Source organism: Saccharopolyspora sp. NPDC003752, from assembly GCF_053605825.1.
Map to the genome: position 1 here is coordinate 65,974 of NZ_JBSGJZ010000028.1, position 16,312 is coordinate 82,285.

Annotated in this window: 16 protein-coding genes, 1 tRNA gene and 1 pseudogene; 8 read left to right on the forward strand and 10 right to left on the reverse strand. The window is 69.7% G+C overall.

Annotated elements, in window-relative coordinates:
• The first annotated feature begins 66 nt into the window (after positions 1–66).
• Positions 67–1,233 (forward strand): hypothetical protein, encoded by a 1,167-nt coding sequence (locus tag ACWEV3_RS30060; protein WP_452617093.1) that lies wholly within the window; start codon positions 67–69, stop codon positions 1,231–1,233.
• A gap of 6 nt (positions 1,234–1,239) precedes the next feature.
• On the opposite strand, the gene ACWEV3_RS30065 is transcribed toward ACWEV3_RS30060, so the two are convergent.
• Positions 1,240–3,306, reverse strand: a complete 2,067-nt coding sequence (locus ACWEV3_RS30065) for an NB-ARC domain-containing protein (protein ID WP_452617094.1) — start codon at positions 3,304–3,306, stop codon at positions 1,240–1,242.
• 142 nt (positions 3,307–3,448) lie between these two features.
• Between ACWEV3_RS30065 and ACWEV3_RS30070 the strand changes: the two genes are divergently transcribed.
• Together ACWEV3_RS30070 and ACWEV3_RS30075 are read left to right on the forward strand one after the other, a co-directional pair.
• Positions 3,449–3,521 (forward strand) — tRNA-Arg (locus ACWEV3_RS30070).
• A 775-nt stretch (positions 3,522–4,296) separates the two neighbouring features.
• Positions 4,297–4,665: a hypothetical protein gene (locus tag ACWEV3_RS30075; protein ID WP_452617095.1), complete on the forward strand. Its 369-nt coding sequence runs from the start codon at positions 4,297–4,299 to the stop codon at positions 4,663–4,665.
• Positions 4,666–4,700: 35 nt separating this feature from the next.
• Here the strand turns inward: ACWEV3_RS30075 and ACWEV3_RS30080 are convergent, their stop codons facing one another.
• Positions 4,701–5,042 carry an SDR family NAD(P)-dependent oxidoreductase gene (locus ACWEV3_RS30080; RefSeq protein WP_452617096.1) on the reverse strand — a complete coding sequence of 114 codons (342 nt, stop codon included), beginning with the start codon at positions 5,040–5,042 and terminating at the stop codon, positions 4,701–4,703.
• The gene (locus ACWEV3_RS30085; RefSeq protein WP_452617097.1) at positions 5,039–5,356 is read right to left on the reverse strand and encodes a hypothetical protein; all 318 of its coding nucleotides are present in this window, start codon (positions 5,354–5,356) and stop codon (positions 5,039–5,041) included. Before ACWEV3_RS30085 ends, ACWEV3_RS30080 begins: the two co-directional genes overlap by 4 nt.
• A gap of 70 nt (positions 5,357–5,426) precedes the next feature.
• On the opposite strand from ACWEV3_RS30085, the gene ACWEV3_RS30090 reads away from it, so the two are divergent.
• The gene (locus ACWEV3_RS30090) at positions 5,427–6,311 is read left to right on the forward strand and encodes a LysR family transcriptional regulator (protein WP_452617098.1); all 885 of its coding nucleotides are present in this window, start codon (positions 5,427–5,429) and stop codon (positions 6,309–6,311) included.
• Positions 6,312–6,485: 174 nt separating this feature from the next.
• Here ACWEV3_RS30090 and ACWEV3_RS30095 read toward each other — a convergent pair whose 3' ends face one another.
• The 4 genes and pseudogenes from ACWEV3_RS30095 to ACWEV3_RS30110 form a co-directional block, all read right to left on the reverse strand.
• Positions 6,486–6,626 (reverse strand): hypothetical protein, encoded by a 141-nt coding sequence (locus tag ACWEV3_RS30095; RefSeq protein ID WP_452617099.1) that lies wholly within the window; start codon positions 6,624–6,626, stop codon positions 6,486–6,488.
• Between the two features lie 473 nt (positions 6,627–7,099).
• Positions 7,100–7,618, reverse strand: coding sequence for a helix-turn-helix transcriptional regulator (locus tag ACWEV3_RS30100; protein ID WP_452617100.1), 519 nt, complete (start codon positions 7,616–7,618; stop codon positions 7,100–7,102).
• 36 nt (positions 7,619–7,654) lie between these two features.
• Positions 7,655–7,756: pseudogene (locus tag ACWEV3_RS30105) on the reverse strand (HTH domain-containing protein); the annotation flags it as partial.
• Between the two features lie 75 nt (positions 7,757–7,831).
• Positions 7,832–8,770: an alpha/beta hydrolase gene (locus tag ACWEV3_RS30110; RefSeq protein ID WP_452617101.1), complete on the reverse strand. Its 939-nt coding sequence runs from the start codon at positions 8,768–8,770 to the stop codon at positions 7,832–7,834.
• 280 nt (positions 8,771–9,050) lie between these two features.
• Between ACWEV3_RS30110 and ACWEV3_RS30115 the strand changes: the two genes are divergently transcribed.
• From ACWEV3_RS30115 to ACWEV3_RS30130, 4 genes are all read left to right on the forward strand, one after another.
• The gene (locus ACWEV3_RS30115; protein WP_452617102.1) at positions 9,051–9,464 is read left to right on the forward strand and encodes a hypothetical protein; all 414 of its coding nucleotides are present in this window, start codon (positions 9,051–9,053) and stop codon (positions 9,462–9,464) included.
• 53 nt (positions 9,465–9,517) lie between these two features.
• Positions 9,518–9,961 carry a helix-turn-helix transcriptional regulator gene (locus tag ACWEV3_RS30120; RefSeq protein WP_358578829.1) on the forward strand — a complete coding sequence of 148 codons (444 nt, stop codon included), beginning with the start codon at positions 9,518–9,520 and terminating at the stop codon, positions 9,959–9,961.
• A 10-nt stretch (positions 9,962–9,971) separates the two neighbouring features.
• Positions 9,972–10,382 (forward strand): VOC family protein, encoded by a 411-nt coding sequence (locus ACWEV3_RS30125; RefSeq protein ID WP_452617103.1) that lies wholly within the window; start codon positions 9,972–9,974, stop codon positions 10,380–10,382.
• 243 nt (positions 10,383–10,625) lie between these two features.
• Positions 10,626–13,016 carry an ATP-binding cassette domain-containing protein gene (locus tag ACWEV3_RS30130; RefSeq protein ID WP_452617104.1) on the forward strand — a complete coding sequence of 797 codons (2,391 nt, stop codon included), beginning with the start codon at positions 10,626–10,628 and terminating at the stop codon, positions 13,014–13,016.
• Between the two features lie 6 nt (positions 13,017–13,022).
• Here the strand turns inward: ACWEV3_RS30130 and ACWEV3_RS30135 are convergent, their stop codons facing one another.
• From ACWEV3_RS30135 to ACWEV3_RS30145, 3 genes are all read right to left on the reverse strand, one after another.
• Entirely contained in the window at positions 13,023–14,258 is a 1,236-nt protein-coding gene (locus ACWEV3_RS30135) for an MFS transporter (protein WP_452617105.1), read from the reverse strand.
• Complete coding sequence (locus ACWEV3_RS30140; protein ID WP_452617106.1) at positions 14,255–14,857, reverse strand: ArsR/SmtB family transcription factor; 603 nt, start codon at positions 14,855–14,857, stop codon at positions 14,255–14,257. Before ACWEV3_RS30140 ends, ACWEV3_RS30135 begins: the two co-directional genes overlap by 4 nt.
• A gap of 66 nt (positions 14,858–14,923) precedes the next feature.
• Positions 14,924–16,270, reverse strand: coding sequence for a DUF3100 domain-containing protein (locus ACWEV3_RS30145; protein ID WP_452617107.1), 1,347 nt, complete (start codon positions 16,268–16,270; stop codon positions 14,924–14,926).
• Between the last annotated feature and the right edge of the window lie 42 nt (positions 16,271–16,312).

Consider the following 16,312-nt stretch of genomic DNA (forward strand, 5'->3'; position numbering starts at 1 on the left):
GAAGCCCGGAAGCCCGGAAGCCCGGAAGCCCGGAAGCCCGGAAGCCCGGAAGCCCGGCGGTGTGCCATGTCGCCCGCTGAGCCGCAGCGGGCGGAGCGCTGGGACACCGCACCGGTCGAGCGCCGGGTGCTCGGCGTCGTGCGAACCCTGACGGCGCTGGATCGCCTGCTGGACGTGCTCCCGGTGCTCGCCGACGACATGCGGGTGGAGACGCGCTTCGCGGTGGCGGCGGGTTCGGAGTTCGCCGCGAACCTCGCCGACCAGCTGCACCGCTCGCAGGCCCGGGTCGCGGACTGGGAGCAGGCCGTCGGCGAGGACTTCGACCTCGCGATCTCGCCGAGCGGCAACGGCCGGCTGCACGAGCTGGAGATGCCGGTGCTGACGCTGCCGCACGGCGCCGGGCACCACAAGCTCCGCGCCACGGAATCCGGTGTGGCGGAGGAAGTTTCGGGCTTGTCCGCCGCGCAGCTGACGCACGAGGGCCGGGTGGTTCCGGCGGTCGTCGGCCTCTCCCACCCGAGCCAACTGGTCGCACTGCGGCGCGACTGCCCGGAGGCGGTCCCGCGCGCCGAGGTGATCGGCGATCCCTGCTTCGCGCGGCTGCAGGCCAGCCTGCCGATGCGCGAGCACTACCGCGCGGCCCTCGGCACCGGCAGGCGAAAACTCGTGGTCCTCGCCTCGACCTGGGGCCCGCATTCGCTGTTCGGCAGGCAGGGCGGGCTGGCCCGGGATCTGGTCGCCGCGCTGCCCGCCGACTACCAGGTCGCGCTGGTGCTGCACCCGAACATCTGGAGCAGGCACGAGGGCCTGCAGATCCGGACCTGGTTGCAGACCGCCCTGCGCGACGGGCTCGTCCTGGTGCCCAGGCTGCGCAAGTGGCAGGCCGCGCTGATCGCCGCGGACGTGGTGATCTCGGATCACGGCTCGCTGTCGTGCTACGCCGCAGCGCTGGGAAAACCGCTGCTGCTAGCGGCTTTCGGCACCGACGAGGTGGTGCCCGGCTCCCCGATGGCGCTGCTGGGCGAGCGGGCGGAGCGCCTCGACCCGACCGGAGACGTGCGGGCGCAGATCGACGCGGCGCGGCCGGTCCCCGACCACCAGCAGCTCGCGGACCTGGCCTTCCAAGACCGAGCCTGCGAACGGCTGCGCAGCCTGATCTACCGGCAGCTGGACCTCCCGGAGCCGCCGTGGCCTGCCCAGGCGGCGCCGGTGGATCTGTTCAGTCCCGGCTGACGCACCTCACCCGTCACCGAGCTTGCGGGCCACCCGCTCCGCCTTCGGGCTCTCCGCCTGCTCGTAGATCTCCAGCGCTTCCGCCAGGCATTCCCGCGCGCCCGGTTGTCCGGTCGCGGTGAGCGAGTCGGCGAGCAGCTCCAACGGCTCGGCGAGGTCGAAGGAGGCCTGCCGTTCCCGCGTCTCGGCGATGACCTCGCGAAGCGCCGAAACGGCTTGCTCGTGCTGCCCGAGCGCTTGGTGCGCCCGAGCCGTCGCGACCTCGATCCGGCCAGGAGTCCGCTTGTCCTCGGGGAATTCCGCGAGCCGGTCCAGGGCGGTCCGCAGCACGGCCAGGGCCTCAACGTGCCGGCCGAGCCCGGACAGCGACTTGCCCATCAGGTATTCCTGCAGAGCCATGCCGCGACGCCGCCCGAGCTCCTCGTTGAGCCGCCGGGCCCGCTCGAAGTTCCCGATGGCCTCAGCGAATTCGGTGCGCGCGTGCAGCACCTTGCCCTGGAACTCCAGCGCGGAGGCCAGGATTCGCCGGTGCCCGGCCCGCTCGGCCGCGGCGACCGCCTTCGCGCACTCCTCGTGCGCCTCGTCGAGCTCGCCGCACTCCATCAGCAGCTGACCGCGCAGGCTCCGCATCCGCGCTTCCGCGACGGGGTCCTCGATCGCAGCCGCGGACGCGATGGCCGATGCCAGCGCCGGCAACGTGTCGGAGTAGTGCTTGTGCCGGTTGTGCAATGCCCACAGTGGACCATCGCAGAGCGCGATCACGTCGACGTGCATATCATTTTCGCTGGCCAGATCCACCATGCCGAGGATGTTGACGCGCTCGCGCTCCAACCATTCCAGCGCTTCTTCCCACGTGCCGAACGGGTTCTCCCCGTCGACCTCGTCGTCCACGACGCGGAGCCGACTGGGTTCCATCACCATCCGATCGGCGAACGCGCCCTGCCGCCGGTACCACCCGACGAGGCGCCGCAACGCATCGTCGCCCTGCCGCGCGGCGTCCAGCTTCTCCGCGGCTTCGCTGGGAGTTTCGGAGGCGTGCTCGCGGACGAGGTCGTGAAGGAAGTACTGATCCTGATCGTTCTTTTCCACCAGACAAGTCCTGTGCAGTTCGTCGAGACGGAGTTCGGCATCGATCTCAGCGAGATCGGCTAACGCCGCCACCGCCCCCGCCGAGAACACCGGCCCGGGGAACACCCCCAGCCACGCATAAAGCTCCACTTCGGCCCCGGAGAGCTGCTCGACCGCCAGGTCGAGCGCCCCGAACGCCTCGTGGAGGTGATCGCGCCGCCTCCTCTTGTCGGACAGTTCCCGAACCGCCCGCGCGATGCTCCAGGACGTCCGGCGCCGGAGCATCCCGGCCACCAGGCGAAGGACGTGCGGCAGCCTGCCGCACCGGTCCACAAGCTCCGCGGCAGCGACCGGCTCGGCGTCGATCCGCTCCCCGAGGCCGCTGCGCCGCAGGTAGTCGAGGGCATGCCCGGGTTCGAGCGCGGCCAGCCGGATGGGCCGAACGCCGTCCAGCACGAGGTCTGCGGCGTCGTGGTGGCTCGTGCAGAGCACCACGCTCTCCGCCGAGGCGGGCAGCAGCTTCGCAACGTGCGCGAGGTCGCCCACGTTGTCGAAGAAGAACAGCAGCTTCCGGCCCTTGGTCTTCGTGCGCAGCAGGGCGATCTTGTCGTCGTCCGACAGCGGAATCCGGTCCCCGGCCACGCCGAGCGAACGCAAGCAGTGCTCCGCGGCCTCACCGAGCGACCGCTGTCCGAGCCCGAAGTCGAACCGAACCTGTCCGTGCTCGAACGAGTCGATCACCCGGTGCGACCAGTAAGTGCCCAGGGCGCTCTTGCCGACCCCGCGAATCCCGCTGATCACGGCGCACCCGGCCCTAGCCCCGCGCGCCTCGGCGAGCAGCGCGTCGAGCGCCTCGCGCTCCGGCTCCCGGTCGACGAAGTTGACCGGCTCCGGCAACAGCTGCCCGGGCGCCTCCGGCGCCTGCGGCTCGTGGAAGTGCACGCCGCCGTGGATGGCCCCGGCCTGCACGAGGTTGCGCACCGGTCCGCTGTTCTCGTTGCCCATACCCACCCCAGTGGCGCCGAACGGTAACGATCACCTGACGATACGCGACGGAAGCCTGCGACAGGCGGGACGCAGGGGACGCCAACCGGGTGTCAGACGACCCCGGCGAGCCAGGTACGCTCCGAGTGAGGTCGAAGACCAAGCCCTCGTAGCTCAGGGGATAGAGCACCGCTCTCCTAAAGCGGGTGTCGCAGGTTCGAATCCTGCCGGGGGCGCAAGCCAGATCAGCCAGCTGACCTGCGACGGGACGCCAAATCGATGATCTTGGCGCCGATCAGCAGATCGAGCTGCTCGCTGTTCTCGTACTCGCCGCCGTCTAAGCGCTGCTGCACTGGGCCGAACCGCGGCCAACGCGCCCCGATCGCGCGGGGGCTGCTCGGTTCGACCCGCCCGCCGACCTGCACCCCGCCCGGCTCGACGGCGAACGAACCCGAGGGACGGCACTGCGCCAACTGAACCAACGCGCCCCCGCACCCGGTTGAAGGGTGCGGGGGCGCAGTAATCGTTGGGGGACCTGGCGTGCTCGACGTTCGGAACTAAGGCGTGAGGCACCCCACCAGCGGCACTTCAGAGGGGGCCACGACCGCCCCAGCGGGATCCGCAACCGTCCCCACCGCGCAGTCGAGCGAGGCAACCGGGTCGACCACGGCGCTTGCCTGCGGCGACATGATCAACGCGCTAGCAGCCGCCAACAGCAGGGCACCAGCCAATCGAGACAAGAGCTGCTCCTTCCGTTCCTTGGCCAATGCACACTTGCCTACCAAGTCGATCCCGTGCATGCGCGGCAAAGACCACCAACGGGCGGCCACGGCAACCTTCCGGTGTGCCCTTGACGGACCGTCCGTCTCGTCGAGCACCCGCCGGGAGCTTCGGAGGCCGATGCCCCGGCTCATCGTCGACCAGCTCGCATCGACACCACTTATCCCATCGGCCACGCTGGCACTGAGCATCTTGCGACGTTCCGGGCAAATTCAGGTTCGAGGGGGAGCCATGCTCACTTGGACGACCATCGCCTACGGGGCCATCCTTTCCGCTCTGCTCGCAGGTATCGCGGTCGTTCTCGCCGCCCGCGAGCTGCGGGTGCGTGCCGCGCTCGGCGCTGCTGCGGGAGCGTTCACCGGCCCATTCGCGTGGAACGCGATCCTGCACGCCACCAGCGCACACCAGTTCTTCGTAGACGCTCCCGTGCGCGTCATCCCGGCCAGCTGGCAGGACACCGGCTCCGGCGTGTTCTCGATCGCCGCGACCGCGCTTCTGCTCGGGCTGGGGCCGCTCGGATCGCGCCCGGCACGCCCCACCATGGCGCTGGCGCTGCTCGCCGGAGTCGCTGCGTTCCTCGTAGACGTCTACCTCTACTGACAGCCCACGGTGGAGGCGGCTTGCGGCGTAGTCGCCTACAGCATGAGATCGTCGGCCAGGCGCCGATGGTGCTGCGAGCTCATACCGGCGTTGTTCATGGCGAAATCGAGGCCGCCGAAGGCCTCGACCGTGCGCTCGACGGCCGACCGCACGGAGTGTTCGTCGGCGATGTCGACGACGATGGCCAGCGCTTCGCCGCCGTCCTCCTCGATCATCTCCGCGGTCTCGGCTGCCGTCGTCTCGTCGACGTCGAGCACGGCGACCGCGGCGCCTTGCCGGGCGAACTGGATCGCCGCCGCGCGGCCGATCCCGCTGCCCGCGCCGGTGACCAGACCCGTCTTCCGGGTGTTGTCGCGCATGAGGGCCACGTCGCTCATGCCAGCGGCTCGTGGTTCGCCCAGGCGACCTTGTACGGGTGCCGCGACTGCCAGCGCTCGATGACCTCGTGCATACCGGGCGCGGCGAACGCCTTCGCCAGCGTGTCGGTGTCGGCCACGGCGACCTGCACGATCGCGGTCGCGATCAGCGCCGGAATGGCCTCCTCGCCGGGGATCGGAAGGTGTCGCCGGGTCGTGACCGACCGGGTGAGACCAGTGTCGATCATGATCCGTTCGATGTCTGCCAGATATTGGTCGAGCTCGCCTTCCGGCAAGGGCTGATCGAAGGAAACGATCATCGTGTGGTTGATCATGCCTCAATTCTCGACAACGCACTTGCCCGATGTCCAAGATCTGTTCGGTATTCAGCGATAACCTGGAGGCATGGTTGAACTGGAGACCCGCGAGCTCGAGTACTTCATCGCGGTCGCCGACGAGCTGCACTTCGGCCGGGCCGCCACCCGGCTCTCGATCGCCCAGCCGGCGCTGTCGAAGGCGATCCGGCGGATCGAGAGCCGGCTCGGCGTCCCGCTGTTCATCCGCTCCAGCCGCCACGTCGAACTCACCCCGGCCGGGCAGGCATTGCAGGAGCACGGGCGGCACGCGCTCAACGCGGTCAGCGCCGCCGTCCGCAACGCCCGGCGCGCCGGCGACGCCGAAGCCCACCTGCGGCTCGTGATCAAGCCCGGCGGCGACGCCGGCCTGCTGTCACCGGTCCTGGCCGAGTACGCCCACCAGCCCGACGCCCGCCAGGTGGACATCCTGTTCAGCGGCGCGGCCGACCGCACCGACTTCCTGCGTGACGGCCGGGCCGACGTCGGCCTGCTCTACGCGCCGTTCGACGATCTCAACGGCCTGGCCCACGAGACGCTGCACACCGAGGACCGCGTGGTCATCGTCCCGCACGGCCACCGGCTGGCCGGGCACGCCGCGGTGCGAATGTCCGACCTGGACGGTGAGACGCTGCCGCGCTGGAAAGGCGTCCCCGGAGGCGAGGGCACCGGCCCCGAAGTCGCCGACGTCATCCAGCTGCTCCACATGGTCACGGTGAACCGGATGATCGGAGTGCTGCCCCGCTCCCTGGTCGAACCGGCCCCGACCGGCCTGATCTGCATCCCCGTCACCGACGCACCACCCAGCCGCCTCGTGCTCGCCTGGAACGAGCAGGACCGCCGACCGCTGGTCGCGTCGTTCGTGGCCGCCGCGGTTCGCAATCGGAATCGGTCGAGCGCACAGGGAGAATCCTCTACTGTCCGGAAAGGACCGTGAGCAAGGTCTTCTAAAAATGGGTGCCGCAGATTCGAATCCTGCCGGGGCGCAAGTCCTGACCGACATGCACTCCGGCCTGCGGAGAATCGAACACCCGCCTCGCGGTACGCGCTATGCGGCATGAGGGTAGCGCCGGGACGGGTGGCCGCCGCTGCCTTGGTCTGGGGCGGGCGCTCAGTCGGGACGGGGCTTGAGCAGGTCTTCGACGAGGGTGTCCACCAGGCTGCGGGGGATGCTCGCCCCGGTGAAGGCGCGATAGACGATCGGGCCGACGAGGGCGTCGAGGGTGGCGTCGGGACCGAGACTTGGCGACACCTCGCCGGCCTGGATAGCGCGCGAGCATGTCACGTTCTTGGTCGCGACGCGGGCCGAGATAGCTGATGTCGTCCCGGGGACGAGTACTTCGGGCGGACCTGGTGCCCTAGAACGCTTTCCGTCGGCACTTTCCGCGGGCCTCCAGTCTTCGGGTGGGCGTGGCAGCCTTCCGTTCCAGTGAGCATTTTTCATCCTCTGTGCGGAATGCCTGTGTCTCTGGGTCGTGAGTGGTCATGGCTGCTGTGGCGACCACAGGCACTCACGACTCCTGTGCGTCCGGGACCTGACCTGACACCGCGGACCAGGATGAAAACGCTCAGCGGATCGTGTTCGGGGGTTCGTGGGACTTGCGCAGGTGTTCTCCGTTCCGACTCGTAGCGGGAACTTGAAGCTCGGCCAGGTCATGGCGCCCGTGCGGAAGCAACCACAACTATCCTAAAAGGACCGAAAGCGAGGACGCTGCCCTCGGGCTCTCAGCGCGAGGGCGTGAGGACGGCCAGCGTTGTCGGCTGTACCGCGCCCGCGGCGGCCGAGCCGAGCAGGAGTTCCGTCAGATCATGGGGTTGCGCTTGCTCACCCGTGGGCGCTGCCGCTGTGATCCTGTCCAACCGGAAGCCTCGACCGGCCCGCCTAGTTCGGCACCAGGCGATGAGGTACCAGTGTCCGTTGGCCGTCAGCAGTCCGGCCGGTTCCACCACTCGGTCGCTTTCGCGTCCTGCCGCGTCGATGTAGGAGAGTCGCAGCACCGCGTTCGCGGTGAGGGCCTGTTCCACTGCAACGCGGACCGCGGAGTCACCCGGCGACGGCAGCGCGACGATCCGTGCGGCTAGATCCTGCGCCGCCGCCGAGGCGGGCCCGGTCATCGAGGCTGCGATCTTCTGGGCCGCGGTTCGGGCCGCACCTGCGTACGGGGCGCAGGTGTCGGTCGCGGCGAGCGCCACGGCCAGTGCCGAGGCTTCATCGGCGGTGAAGCGGACCGGAGGCAAGGTCATTCCCGGATCGATCGACCAACCCCCGCCTCGTCCGGGTGCGGTTCGCACCGGGACACCGGCTTCCATCAGCGCTTGGAGGTCGCGCTGAACCGTGCGCGTGCTGACCTCGAATCGCGCGGCGAGCGCAGCGACCGTCAGTGGCCGCGGCGCGCCGCCGAGCGCAGCTCCTCCACGAGCGCGTAGAGCCGAGCAGTGCGGTTCACGCTGCTGACGCTACCGGCACGCTGCGGACAGGAAGTCCCGCTCCCGGCGCAGTTCCCGCTCGGTGATGGTCAACGGGAACAAGGTGAAGCCGTGCATCGCGCCGGCGACGAGACCGAGCTGCACACGCGCACCCGCAGCCTGCCACCGCGCGGCCAGGAAGAGCGAGTCGTCCAGCAGCGGATCCTCGGAACCGACGACGATCCGGGCGGGCGGAACGCCGGTCAGATCGGCGAACAGCGGTGAGATCTCGGGGTCGCGGCGCTGCTCCGCCCCCATCCCCGGCGTGAACAGCTCATAGCTGCCCCGCAGCGTTTCGGTGCTGCTCAACAGCCCCTTCGACCCGAACGATCGCTGGCTCGGCGTCATCGACAGGTCATAGGCGCCGAAACGCAGGTTGGCCGCCCGGAACGCGCCGGTGATGCCGTGCCGGTCGCGGAGGCGCAGCAGGGTCACGGCGCTCAGATGGGCACCGGCCGATTCACCACCGATCAGCAGCCGTTCGGTGCCGAACTCCGCGGCGGCGCTTCCCACCAGCCACCGGGCGGCCGCCTCGCAGTCGTCCGGTCCGGCGGGGAACGGATGCTCGGGCGCGAGGCGGTACTCGACGCTCACCACGGCCAGCCGCGCCTGCTCGGCGAGCTGCCAGAGCCTCTCGTCCTGCCCGTCCGCGGAGCCGAAAGCCCAGCCACCTCCGTGCATGTGGAGGTACACGCCGTCGACGTCGTCCGGCAGGAAGACTCGTACCTTCACCCCGCCCTCGACGACGCGGTCCTGGCCCTGCGGCAGTCTGACCGGCGGCACGTCGCCGCCGAGCCGGTTGCGCCGCAGGGCTGCCAGCAGGGCTGCATCCGGTGTGCTGCCGCGAGCCGGGCGGCTCGCGGCATTGGCGGCGAACTCTTCGTTGAACGCCAAGGTCTCGGCGAGACAGTCCTCATCTGTGATCGTCATGCCGTCGACAGTGGCAACCTCCCGCGACAACACCCTGTCACCCTTTTTCGGTGGGGTCCGTCACATCCCGACTCGATGAAGGTCCGCGGCGGGCCAACCGGCGACGTGCCCACGCACCTCCATCCGCCGGCTCCCGGCCGGTGTCGGCATCGTGGGCCGCTCGGACAGGTGACGACGTTGGAGTATTGGGTGAAAGCGCCTCATCTTCGTTGTCGCGGGCCCCGGGGATCAGTTGACTCCGCCGTGTTCCGGAGCTTTCCCCAGGATTGAGGAGTTTGTCGTGCGTGCTCTGCATCGCGGATTGATCGGTGCCTTGGCCACCGCTGTGCCGATGGCTGCGGGCGTCTCCGCTCAGGCGGCGGTGGAGCTCGATGACCCCAGCGCCCTGCTCGAACCGTGCTACCAGTCGGTCACGGTCCGCAACGATGGTGCTTTCGCCGTCGCGTTCACCGTTCGTGCCGAGAACAGCGAACCGTTCTCGACCGAATGGACGTCTTACTTCGACCGCGCGGAAGCGAGAACTCTCGACGCCGGCGAAGTGGGGGTCGGCGAGTACACCCCGGTCCACGTCGAAGCGGTCGCCGCGTCCGGAAGCCCGTTCAGGAGCAGGGACTTCTCCTTCTGCCGCAACGGGCGCACCAAGCTCATCGAAGCCAAGGGCACCGCTGCGAACCCGTGGTTCGAGGAACGCTGACGCACCGCGTTCGCCTTGCTCCGCCCGGCGTCGCGTGTGGCACGATTTCGCAGGTGACCAGCAGACCATCCGAGGCTCAGCGGTTGAGCGACCTCGCCCGGCTCCGCCGCGTTCGCGACCGGATCGACCGGGAGTACGCGCAGCCGCTGGACGTCGAGGCGCTCGCCCGCGACGCGCACATGTCCGCCGGGCACCTCAGCCGCCAGTTCCGGCTCGCCTACGGCGAGTCGCCCTACGGCTACCTGATGACGCGGCGCATCGAGCGCGCCATGGCGCTGCTGCGGCGCGGCGATCTCAGCGTCACCGAGGTCTGCTTCGCGGTCGGCTGCTCTTCGCTGGGCACCTTCAGCACCCGCTTCACCGAGCTGGTCGGCATGCCGCCCAGCGCCTACCGGACCCAGGCGGCGCTCGCCACCGCCGGGATGCCGTCGTGCGTGGCGAAGCAGGTGACCAGACCGATCAGGAATCGAGAAGCGCCGTCACCTGGCCGCACATAGCCTGACCGGCATGGACATCAGCATTCACTCGACCTTCCTCCCGCACGAGGACCCGAACGCCTCGCTGGCCTTCTACCGCGACGCCCTCGGCTTCGAGGTCCGCAACGACGTCGAATACGGCGGGGTGCACTGGATCACCGTCGGTCCGCCCGGCCAGCCCGGTACCTCCATCGTCCTGTTCCCGCCGGCCGCCAGCCCCGGCATCACCGACGACGAGCGCCGCACCATCTCCGAGATGATGGCCAAGGGCACCTACGGGATCATCGTGCTGGCCACCAAGGACCTCGACGGCACCTTCGAGCGGCTCCAGGCCGGCGACGCCGAGGTCGTCCAGGAGCCGACCGAGCAGCCCTACGGCGTCCGCGACTGCGCCTTCCGCGACCCCGCCGGCAACATGGTCCGCATCCAGGAACAGCGCTGAGCCCTCCGGCCGTGACCTGCGCGGACGGTACCGTGGAGGAGCCCGTGCGCGGCGCCGGCGGCGACCTCCCGGTGGCCACCGGCGCCGCGCCGCACCCGGCCTGACGACGCCGGCACCGGACCTCGCGCCGAGCGCGGCCGGCCGCGCTACCCCGAACGAATCCGCAGGTCGGACCGCCCCCACTTCCGGACCTGATCGGATCGAGCCCGCCAACGCGGCCCCGCCCGACAAGATGGAGACACGATGAGCAAGGCCACGAGGAAGGACGCGCAGTCGCCTGCGCCGCACGCCGCCGACAGCCACGAGCTGATCCGCGTGCACGGAGCGCGCGTGAACAACCTCAAGGACGTCAGCATCGAGATCCCGAAGCGCCGGCTGACGGTGTTCACCGGCGTCTCCGGCTCGGGCAAGAGCTCGCTGGTGTTCAACACGATCGCCGCCGAGTCGCAGCGGCTGATCAACGAGACCTACAGCGCCTTCCTGCAGGGCTTCATGCCGACGCTGGCCCGCCCCGAGGTCGACGTGCTCGAAGGCCTGACGACCGCGATCATCGTCGACCAGCAGCGGATGGGCTCCGACCCGCGCTCCACCGTCGGCACCGCCACCGACGTCAACGCGATGCTGCGCATTCTCTTCAGCCGGCTCGGGAAGCCGCACATCGGCTCGCCCCAGGCGTTCTCCTTCAACGTCGCCTCGATCAGCGGCGCGGGCGCGGTCACGATGGAGCGCGCCGGGCGGACCGTCAAGGAACGCCGCAGCTTCAGCGTCACCGGCGGCATGTGCCCGCGCTGCGAAGGCCGGGGCACGATCAACGACATCGACCTCAGCCAGCTCTACGACGACTCCAAGTCGATCGCCGAGGGCGCGTTCACCATCCCCGGCTGGAAGTCGGACAGCTGGTGGACCGTGCGGACCTACGCCGAGTCGGGCTTCCTCGACCCGAACAAGCCGATCCGCAAGTTCACCAAGAAGGAGATGCAGGACTTCCTCTACCGGGAGCCGACCAAGGTGAAGGTCGAGGGCGTGAACCTCACCTACGAGGGGCTGATCCCGAAGATCCAGAAGTCGTTCCTGTCCAAGGACAAGGAGTCGATGCAGCCGCACATCCGCGCGTTCGTGGAGCGGGCGGTCACCTTCACCACCTGCCCCGACTGCGACGGCACCCGGCTCAGCGAGACCGCCCGGTCGTCGAAGATCGGGCGGATGAACATCGCGGACGCCTGCGCGATGCAGATCAGCGACCTCGCCGAGTGGGTGCGGGAGTTGGACGAGCCGTCCGTGGCGCCGCTGCTGAAGGCGCTCCACGACACCCTCGACTCGTTCGTCGAGATCGGGCTCGGCTACCTCAGCCTCGACCGCCCGACCGGCACGCTCTCGGGCGGCGAGGCGCAGCGCACCAAGATGATCCGGCACCTCGGGTCGTCGCTGACCGACGTCACCTACGTCTTCGACGAGCCGACCATCGGACTGCACCCCCACGACATCCAGCGGATGAACAACCTGCTGCAGCGGCTGCGCGACAAGGGCAACACCGTGCTGGTCGTGGAGCACAAGCCGGAGGCGATCGCGATCGCCGACCACGTCGTCGACCTCGGCCCGGGCGCGGGCACCAAGGGCGGCGAGGTGGTGTTCGAGGGCACCGTCGAGGGGCTGCGGGCGGGCGGCACGCTCACCGGGCAGCACCTGGACGACCGCGCGTCGCTGAAGCCGTCGGTGCGGAAGCCGTCGGGGGCGCTCGAAGTGCGCGGCGCCGACACCCACAACCTGCAGGGCATCGACGTCGACATCCCGCTCGGCGTGCTGGTCGCCGTCACCGGGGTCGCGGGCTCGGGCAAGAGCTCGCTGATCCACGGCTCGGTGTCCGGGCAAGACGGCGTGGTGGCGGTCGACCAGGCCCCGATCCGCGGTTCGCGGCGGAGCAACCCGGCGACCTACACCGGGCTGCTCGAACCGATCCGCAAGGCGTTCGCGAAGGCCAACGGCGTGAAGCCGGCGCTGTTCAGCGCCAACTCCGAGGGCGCCTGCCCCAACTGCAACGGTGCCGGTGTCATCTACACCGACCTGGCGATGATGGCCGGCATCGAGACCACCTGCGAGGAGTGCGAGGGGAAGCGGTTCCAGGCATCGGTGCTGGAACACCACTTCGGCGGTAAGGACATCAGCGAGGTGCTCGCGATGTCGGTGGCCGAGGCCGAGGAGTTCTTCGCCGAAGGCGAGGCGCGCCTCCCGGCCGCGCACAAGATCCTCGACCGGCTGGTCGACGTCGGGCTCGGCTACCTCCGCCTCGGCCAGCCGCTCACCACGCTCTCCGGCGGCGAGCGGCAGCGGCTCAAGCTGGCCACGCACATGGCGGAGAAGGGCGGCGTCTACGTCCTCGACGAGCCGACCACCGGCCTGCACCTCGCCGACGTCGAGCAGCTGCTCGGCCTGCTCGACCGGCTCGTCGACGCCGGCAAGTCGGTGATCGTCATCGAGCACCACCAGGCGGTCATGGCGCACGCCGACTGGATCATCGACCTCGGCCCCGGCGCCGGGGCCGACGGCGGCCGGCTCGTCTTCGAGGGCACGCCCGCCGACCTGGTCGCCGCCCGCGCCACCCTCACCGGCGAGCACCTCGCGGACTACGTCGGCTGATCGTCCTCAAAGGACTTCCTCGGCCCGCTCCCGGGCCGGGGAAGTCCTTTCGTCGACGGCGCGCCACGCCGAGAACAGCAGCGGGCACAGAGACATCGCCGCGGACGCGGCGGTGAACACCGCAATGCTGGGCATCAGTCCGATGTGGTCGCTGAGGAATCCCGCGGCGAGCGTTCCGGCGGGCATTCCCAGCAGCGCTGCCGCTGATATCGCGCCGAAAACGCGTGCGCGGTACTGCGGCGGCGTTCGTTCCGCCTTGACCGCGCCGATGATCGGGTTCAGCGGCCCGAACGCGAGCATGATGACGCCGCTGACGGCGACGAGGACCACGAGATCCGGTTGCAGCAGGAAGATCCCGGGTCGCGGCCCGAGCACCAGCAGGTAGCAGACCACCAGAACGGGCCAGCGCCGCCAACGCAGTCCGATCCAGGCGAACAGGACCGTGCTCAACACCATCGCCGCGCCGGACGCTCCGGAGATGAGCCCGACCCCGAGCGACGAGTGCAGGACCACCTGGCCGTAGACGGGCACGAGAACGGAGAAGAAGCCGCTGTTCAGCCCGTTGGTCACCGCGACCATGCAGAGGATCGCGAACAGCGTGCGGTCGTTGCGCAGGAAGCGGAATCCCTCGCCGAGTTGCCGCAGGTAACCACCGCCACCGCCGGCTGTGTCGATCGCTGCTTCGTCGAGCGTCAAGCGGGTGATGGTGGCGGCGAGCACGAAGCTCGCCGCGTCGACGACGAGCGCCGCCGGGGCGCCGAGCATCGCGATGATCGCGCCCGCGATCGGAGCACCGAGCGCTCGCGCGCCCTGGTTCGGTGCGTCGTAGGCGCCGCTGACGCGTTCCACCGCGATACCGGCGCGAAGGGCGATGTCCGGGATCAGCACCTGCCGCGCGGCATCACCAGGCGCCCGCGACAGTCCCAGCAGCAGGCCCAGCGCTCCGAGCAGCCACAGCGGCAGCGCGTCGTAGTGGTGGAGCAGCGGAATGCCGAGGACCACGACCGCCGCCGCGAGATCGAACAGCACGGCCGCTCTGCGGGGGTGCAGCCGGTCGATCCACGGCCCGCCGAACGCCGAACCCAGCAGCAGACCGACGACCTCGGCCATCACGACCAGCCCGGTGTCCACGCCGCGGCCCGTCGACTCCAGCACGAACCAGGGGATCGCGAGCATGGTCATCCCGGTGCCGACGCTGGAGATCGTCGTCGCGGCGATGAGCCCGGCGAGCGGGTGCCTCATAAGACGTCGGTGACGTCGGCGTCGCGCTCCTGGCGGCGCAGCGGAACCGCGTGCCAGTGGGTGACCACCTCGACATCGCCCGGTTCCGGTTCGCGCCAGTACTCCTCGACCACGGCCTGGATGCGCCGGTTGAGCTCCGAGAGTTCCCGGGCGGACAGGGACAAGCGGTAGTCGGACAGCTCCGCGGCGCGGCGCCATTCCTTCGGCCAGTCCTGCATCGTGGCGAGGTACGTACCGGCCTGGTCGTGGTGGACGGCGTTGATCGCGTGCAGGTACGACGCCAGCGATCCGGTGAGCTCGGGGTCCTCGGAAAGTTCTCCCGGATCGAACGCGGTTCGGTCCTGGGCGGCGGCCCACCAGCGTTCCCGCCGGTTCCCGCGCTGGGTGTCCTCGGCGACGAGCCCGGCCTCGGCCAGCTGGCGCAGGTGCCAGCTGGTGTTCGCGGAGTTCTCGCCGAAGCGCTTGCCCAGTGCCGTCGCGGTGGCCGGCCCGTCCAGCCGCAGGGCTCCCAGCAACCGGACCCGCAGCGGATGCGCCAGCGCGCGCAGCCGTTTCGCGTCGAGGGTGACCATCCGCAGATCTCGTCCGTAGTCCGCCATGCCGCCAACGTACGATTGCAAAGAACCGTTTGCAAACATTTCTTTGCGGTGCTCCGTGCTTCGTGATCAGAGGTGGAGGACCGTCTGGCCCAGCGCCGCCGCCGCGAGGAACGAGGACGAGTAGGTCAGCAGCGCGACCAGGACGACCTTCCAGCTCAGCTGGCGCAGCGCCTGGATGTCCCGGCCCAGCGTCAGGCCGATCAGGGCCAGGCCCGGGAGGCCGATCAGCATCACCTTCATGTTCTCCATCAGGTCCGCCACCAGCGGGCCGGTCGGGAGGAAGTTCGCCGACAGCAGCGTGCCGATGCCGAGCACGAAGACGCTGGCCGGGACCATCGGCACCAGCTTCGCCAGGCGGACGCACACCCACGTGAGGACGAGCAGGACGACGATGCCCACCGCGTCCTTGATCTCGAAGGAACGCGTGCCGATCGCGCTGGCCAGCAGCCCGCCCGCACCGACGACGAGGTAGGACAGCAGCGTCAGGCCCGGGGTGAGCTTGACCTCGGGGTCCTGCACCACCTCAAGCACCTGCTGCTTCTCCTGCTTCTTCGCCTTGGCGGCGGTGCGGCGCGAGTTGCCCTCGTCGTCGCGGCCGAACACACGGCTCCAGAAGGCGTAGAGCCGGCGGCACAGCGGCAGCGCCAGGAAGACGCCCGAGTAGAAGCCGACGATGTTGGTGACCAGGTTGGACAGCGCCGCCAGGGCGGCGATCTCGGCCGCCTGCTCCGGGTAGATCAGCGACAGCGCGCCGACGCCGCCCAGCATCATCGAGCCCGATCCCAGGCCGAGCCCCAGGGCGAGCGCGAGCGGGTGGAAGATGCCCAGGCCGCCCATGAAGCCCGAGAGCAGCGAGACGTACAGGGCGCCGAAGACCGATCCGATCAGCCAGACCGAGAACACGCCCCGGTATTCCGGCGACCGGACGCCGAAGCGCTCGATCGCAAACGCCAGGTAGGACTCGCGGTCGATCGACCAGGTGGCCCCGATGGCCGCCCGCCCGAGCCCCAGCGCCACCGCGACCGGCAGCGCGAGCAGGACCGTCCCGAAGATGTGGCCGACCTCCTGCAGCAGGATGGCCGGGCCCAGGTTCTGGAACTTCGCCAGCGAGGGGCCGATCTCGGTGCCGAGCTTCGCCAGGAACAGCAGGATGCTGATCTCCAGCATCACGGTCGCCACCGAGCGCGTGGCGCCGGAGACCGGTCGCCAGCGCTGGACGCCGATGATCGCGCCGATCAGCACCGCCCAGATGATCGGGAACAGCGCGATCGCGGCCGGCCCGACCTGGAACTTGTACTCGCCGATCAGCACCGAGACCACCGAGATCACGGTGGACAGCACGATCGCGGTTATCCAGTTCGCGCGGGTGATCGGCTGCTCCGTCGCGGACGTCGTGCCGGTGCTTTGGTCCATGACTGCCTCCAGGGCACGGTTCGTGAATTGGACCGGTCGGGC

What these genes read in the sequence shown, in the direction of transcription:
- ACWEV3_RS30060 (WP_452617093.1), top strand. Translation starts at nt 67, where the DNA reads ATGTCGCCCGCTGAGCCGCAGCGGGCGGAGCGCTGGGACACCGCACCG.
- ACWEV3_RS30065 (WP_452617094.1), bottom strand. Translation starts at nt 3,306, where the DNA reads ATGGGCAACGAGAACAGCGGACCGGTGCGCAACCTCGTGCAGGCCGGG.
- ACWEV3_RS30075 (WP_452617095.1), top strand. Translation starts at nt 4,297, where the DNA reads ATGCTCACTTGGACGACCATCGCCTACGGGGCCATCCTTTCCGCTCTG.
- ACWEV3_RS30080 (WP_452617096.1), bottom strand. Translation starts at nt 5,042, where the DNA reads ATGAGCGACGTGGCCCTCATGCGCGACAACACCCGGAAGACGGGTCTG.
- ACWEV3_RS30085 (WP_452617097.1), bottom strand. Translation starts at nt 5,356, where the DNA reads ATGATCAACCACACGATGATCGTTTCCTTCGATCAGCCCTTGCCGGAA.
- ACWEV3_RS30090 (WP_452617098.1), top strand. Translation starts at nt 5,427, where the DNA reads ATGGTTGAACTGGAGACCCGCGAGCTCGAGTACTTCATCGCGGTCGCC.
- ACWEV3_RS30100 (WP_452617100.1), bottom strand. Translation starts at nt 7,618, where the DNA reads ATGACCTTGCCTCCGGTCCGCTTCACCGCCGATGAAGCCTCGGCACTG.
- ACWEV3_RS30110 (WP_452617101.1), bottom strand. Translation starts at nt 8,770, where the DNA reads ATGACGATCACAGATGAGGACTGTCTCGCCGAGACCTTGGCGTTCAAC.
- ACWEV3_RS30125 (WP_452617103.1), top strand. Translation starts at nt 9,972, where the DNA reads ATGGACATCAGCATTCACTCGACCTTCCTCCCGCACGAGGACCCGAAC.
- ACWEV3_RS30130 (WP_452617104.1), top strand. Translation starts at nt 10,626, where the DNA reads ATGAGCAAGGCCACGAGGAAGGACGCGCAGTCGCCTGCGCCGCACGCC.
- ACWEV3_RS30135 (WP_452617105.1), bottom strand. Translation starts at nt 14,258, where the DNA reads ATGAGGCACCCGCTCGCCGGGCTCATCGCCGCGACGACGATCTCCAGC.
- ACWEV3_RS30140 (WP_452617106.1), bottom strand. Translation starts at nt 14,857, where the DNA reads ATGGCGGACTACGGACGAGATCTGCGGATGGTCACCCTCGACGCGAAA.
- ACWEV3_RS30145 (WP_452617107.1), bottom strand. Translation starts at nt 16,270, where the DNA reads ATGGACCAAAGCACCGGCACGACGTCCGCGACGGAGCAGCCGATCACC.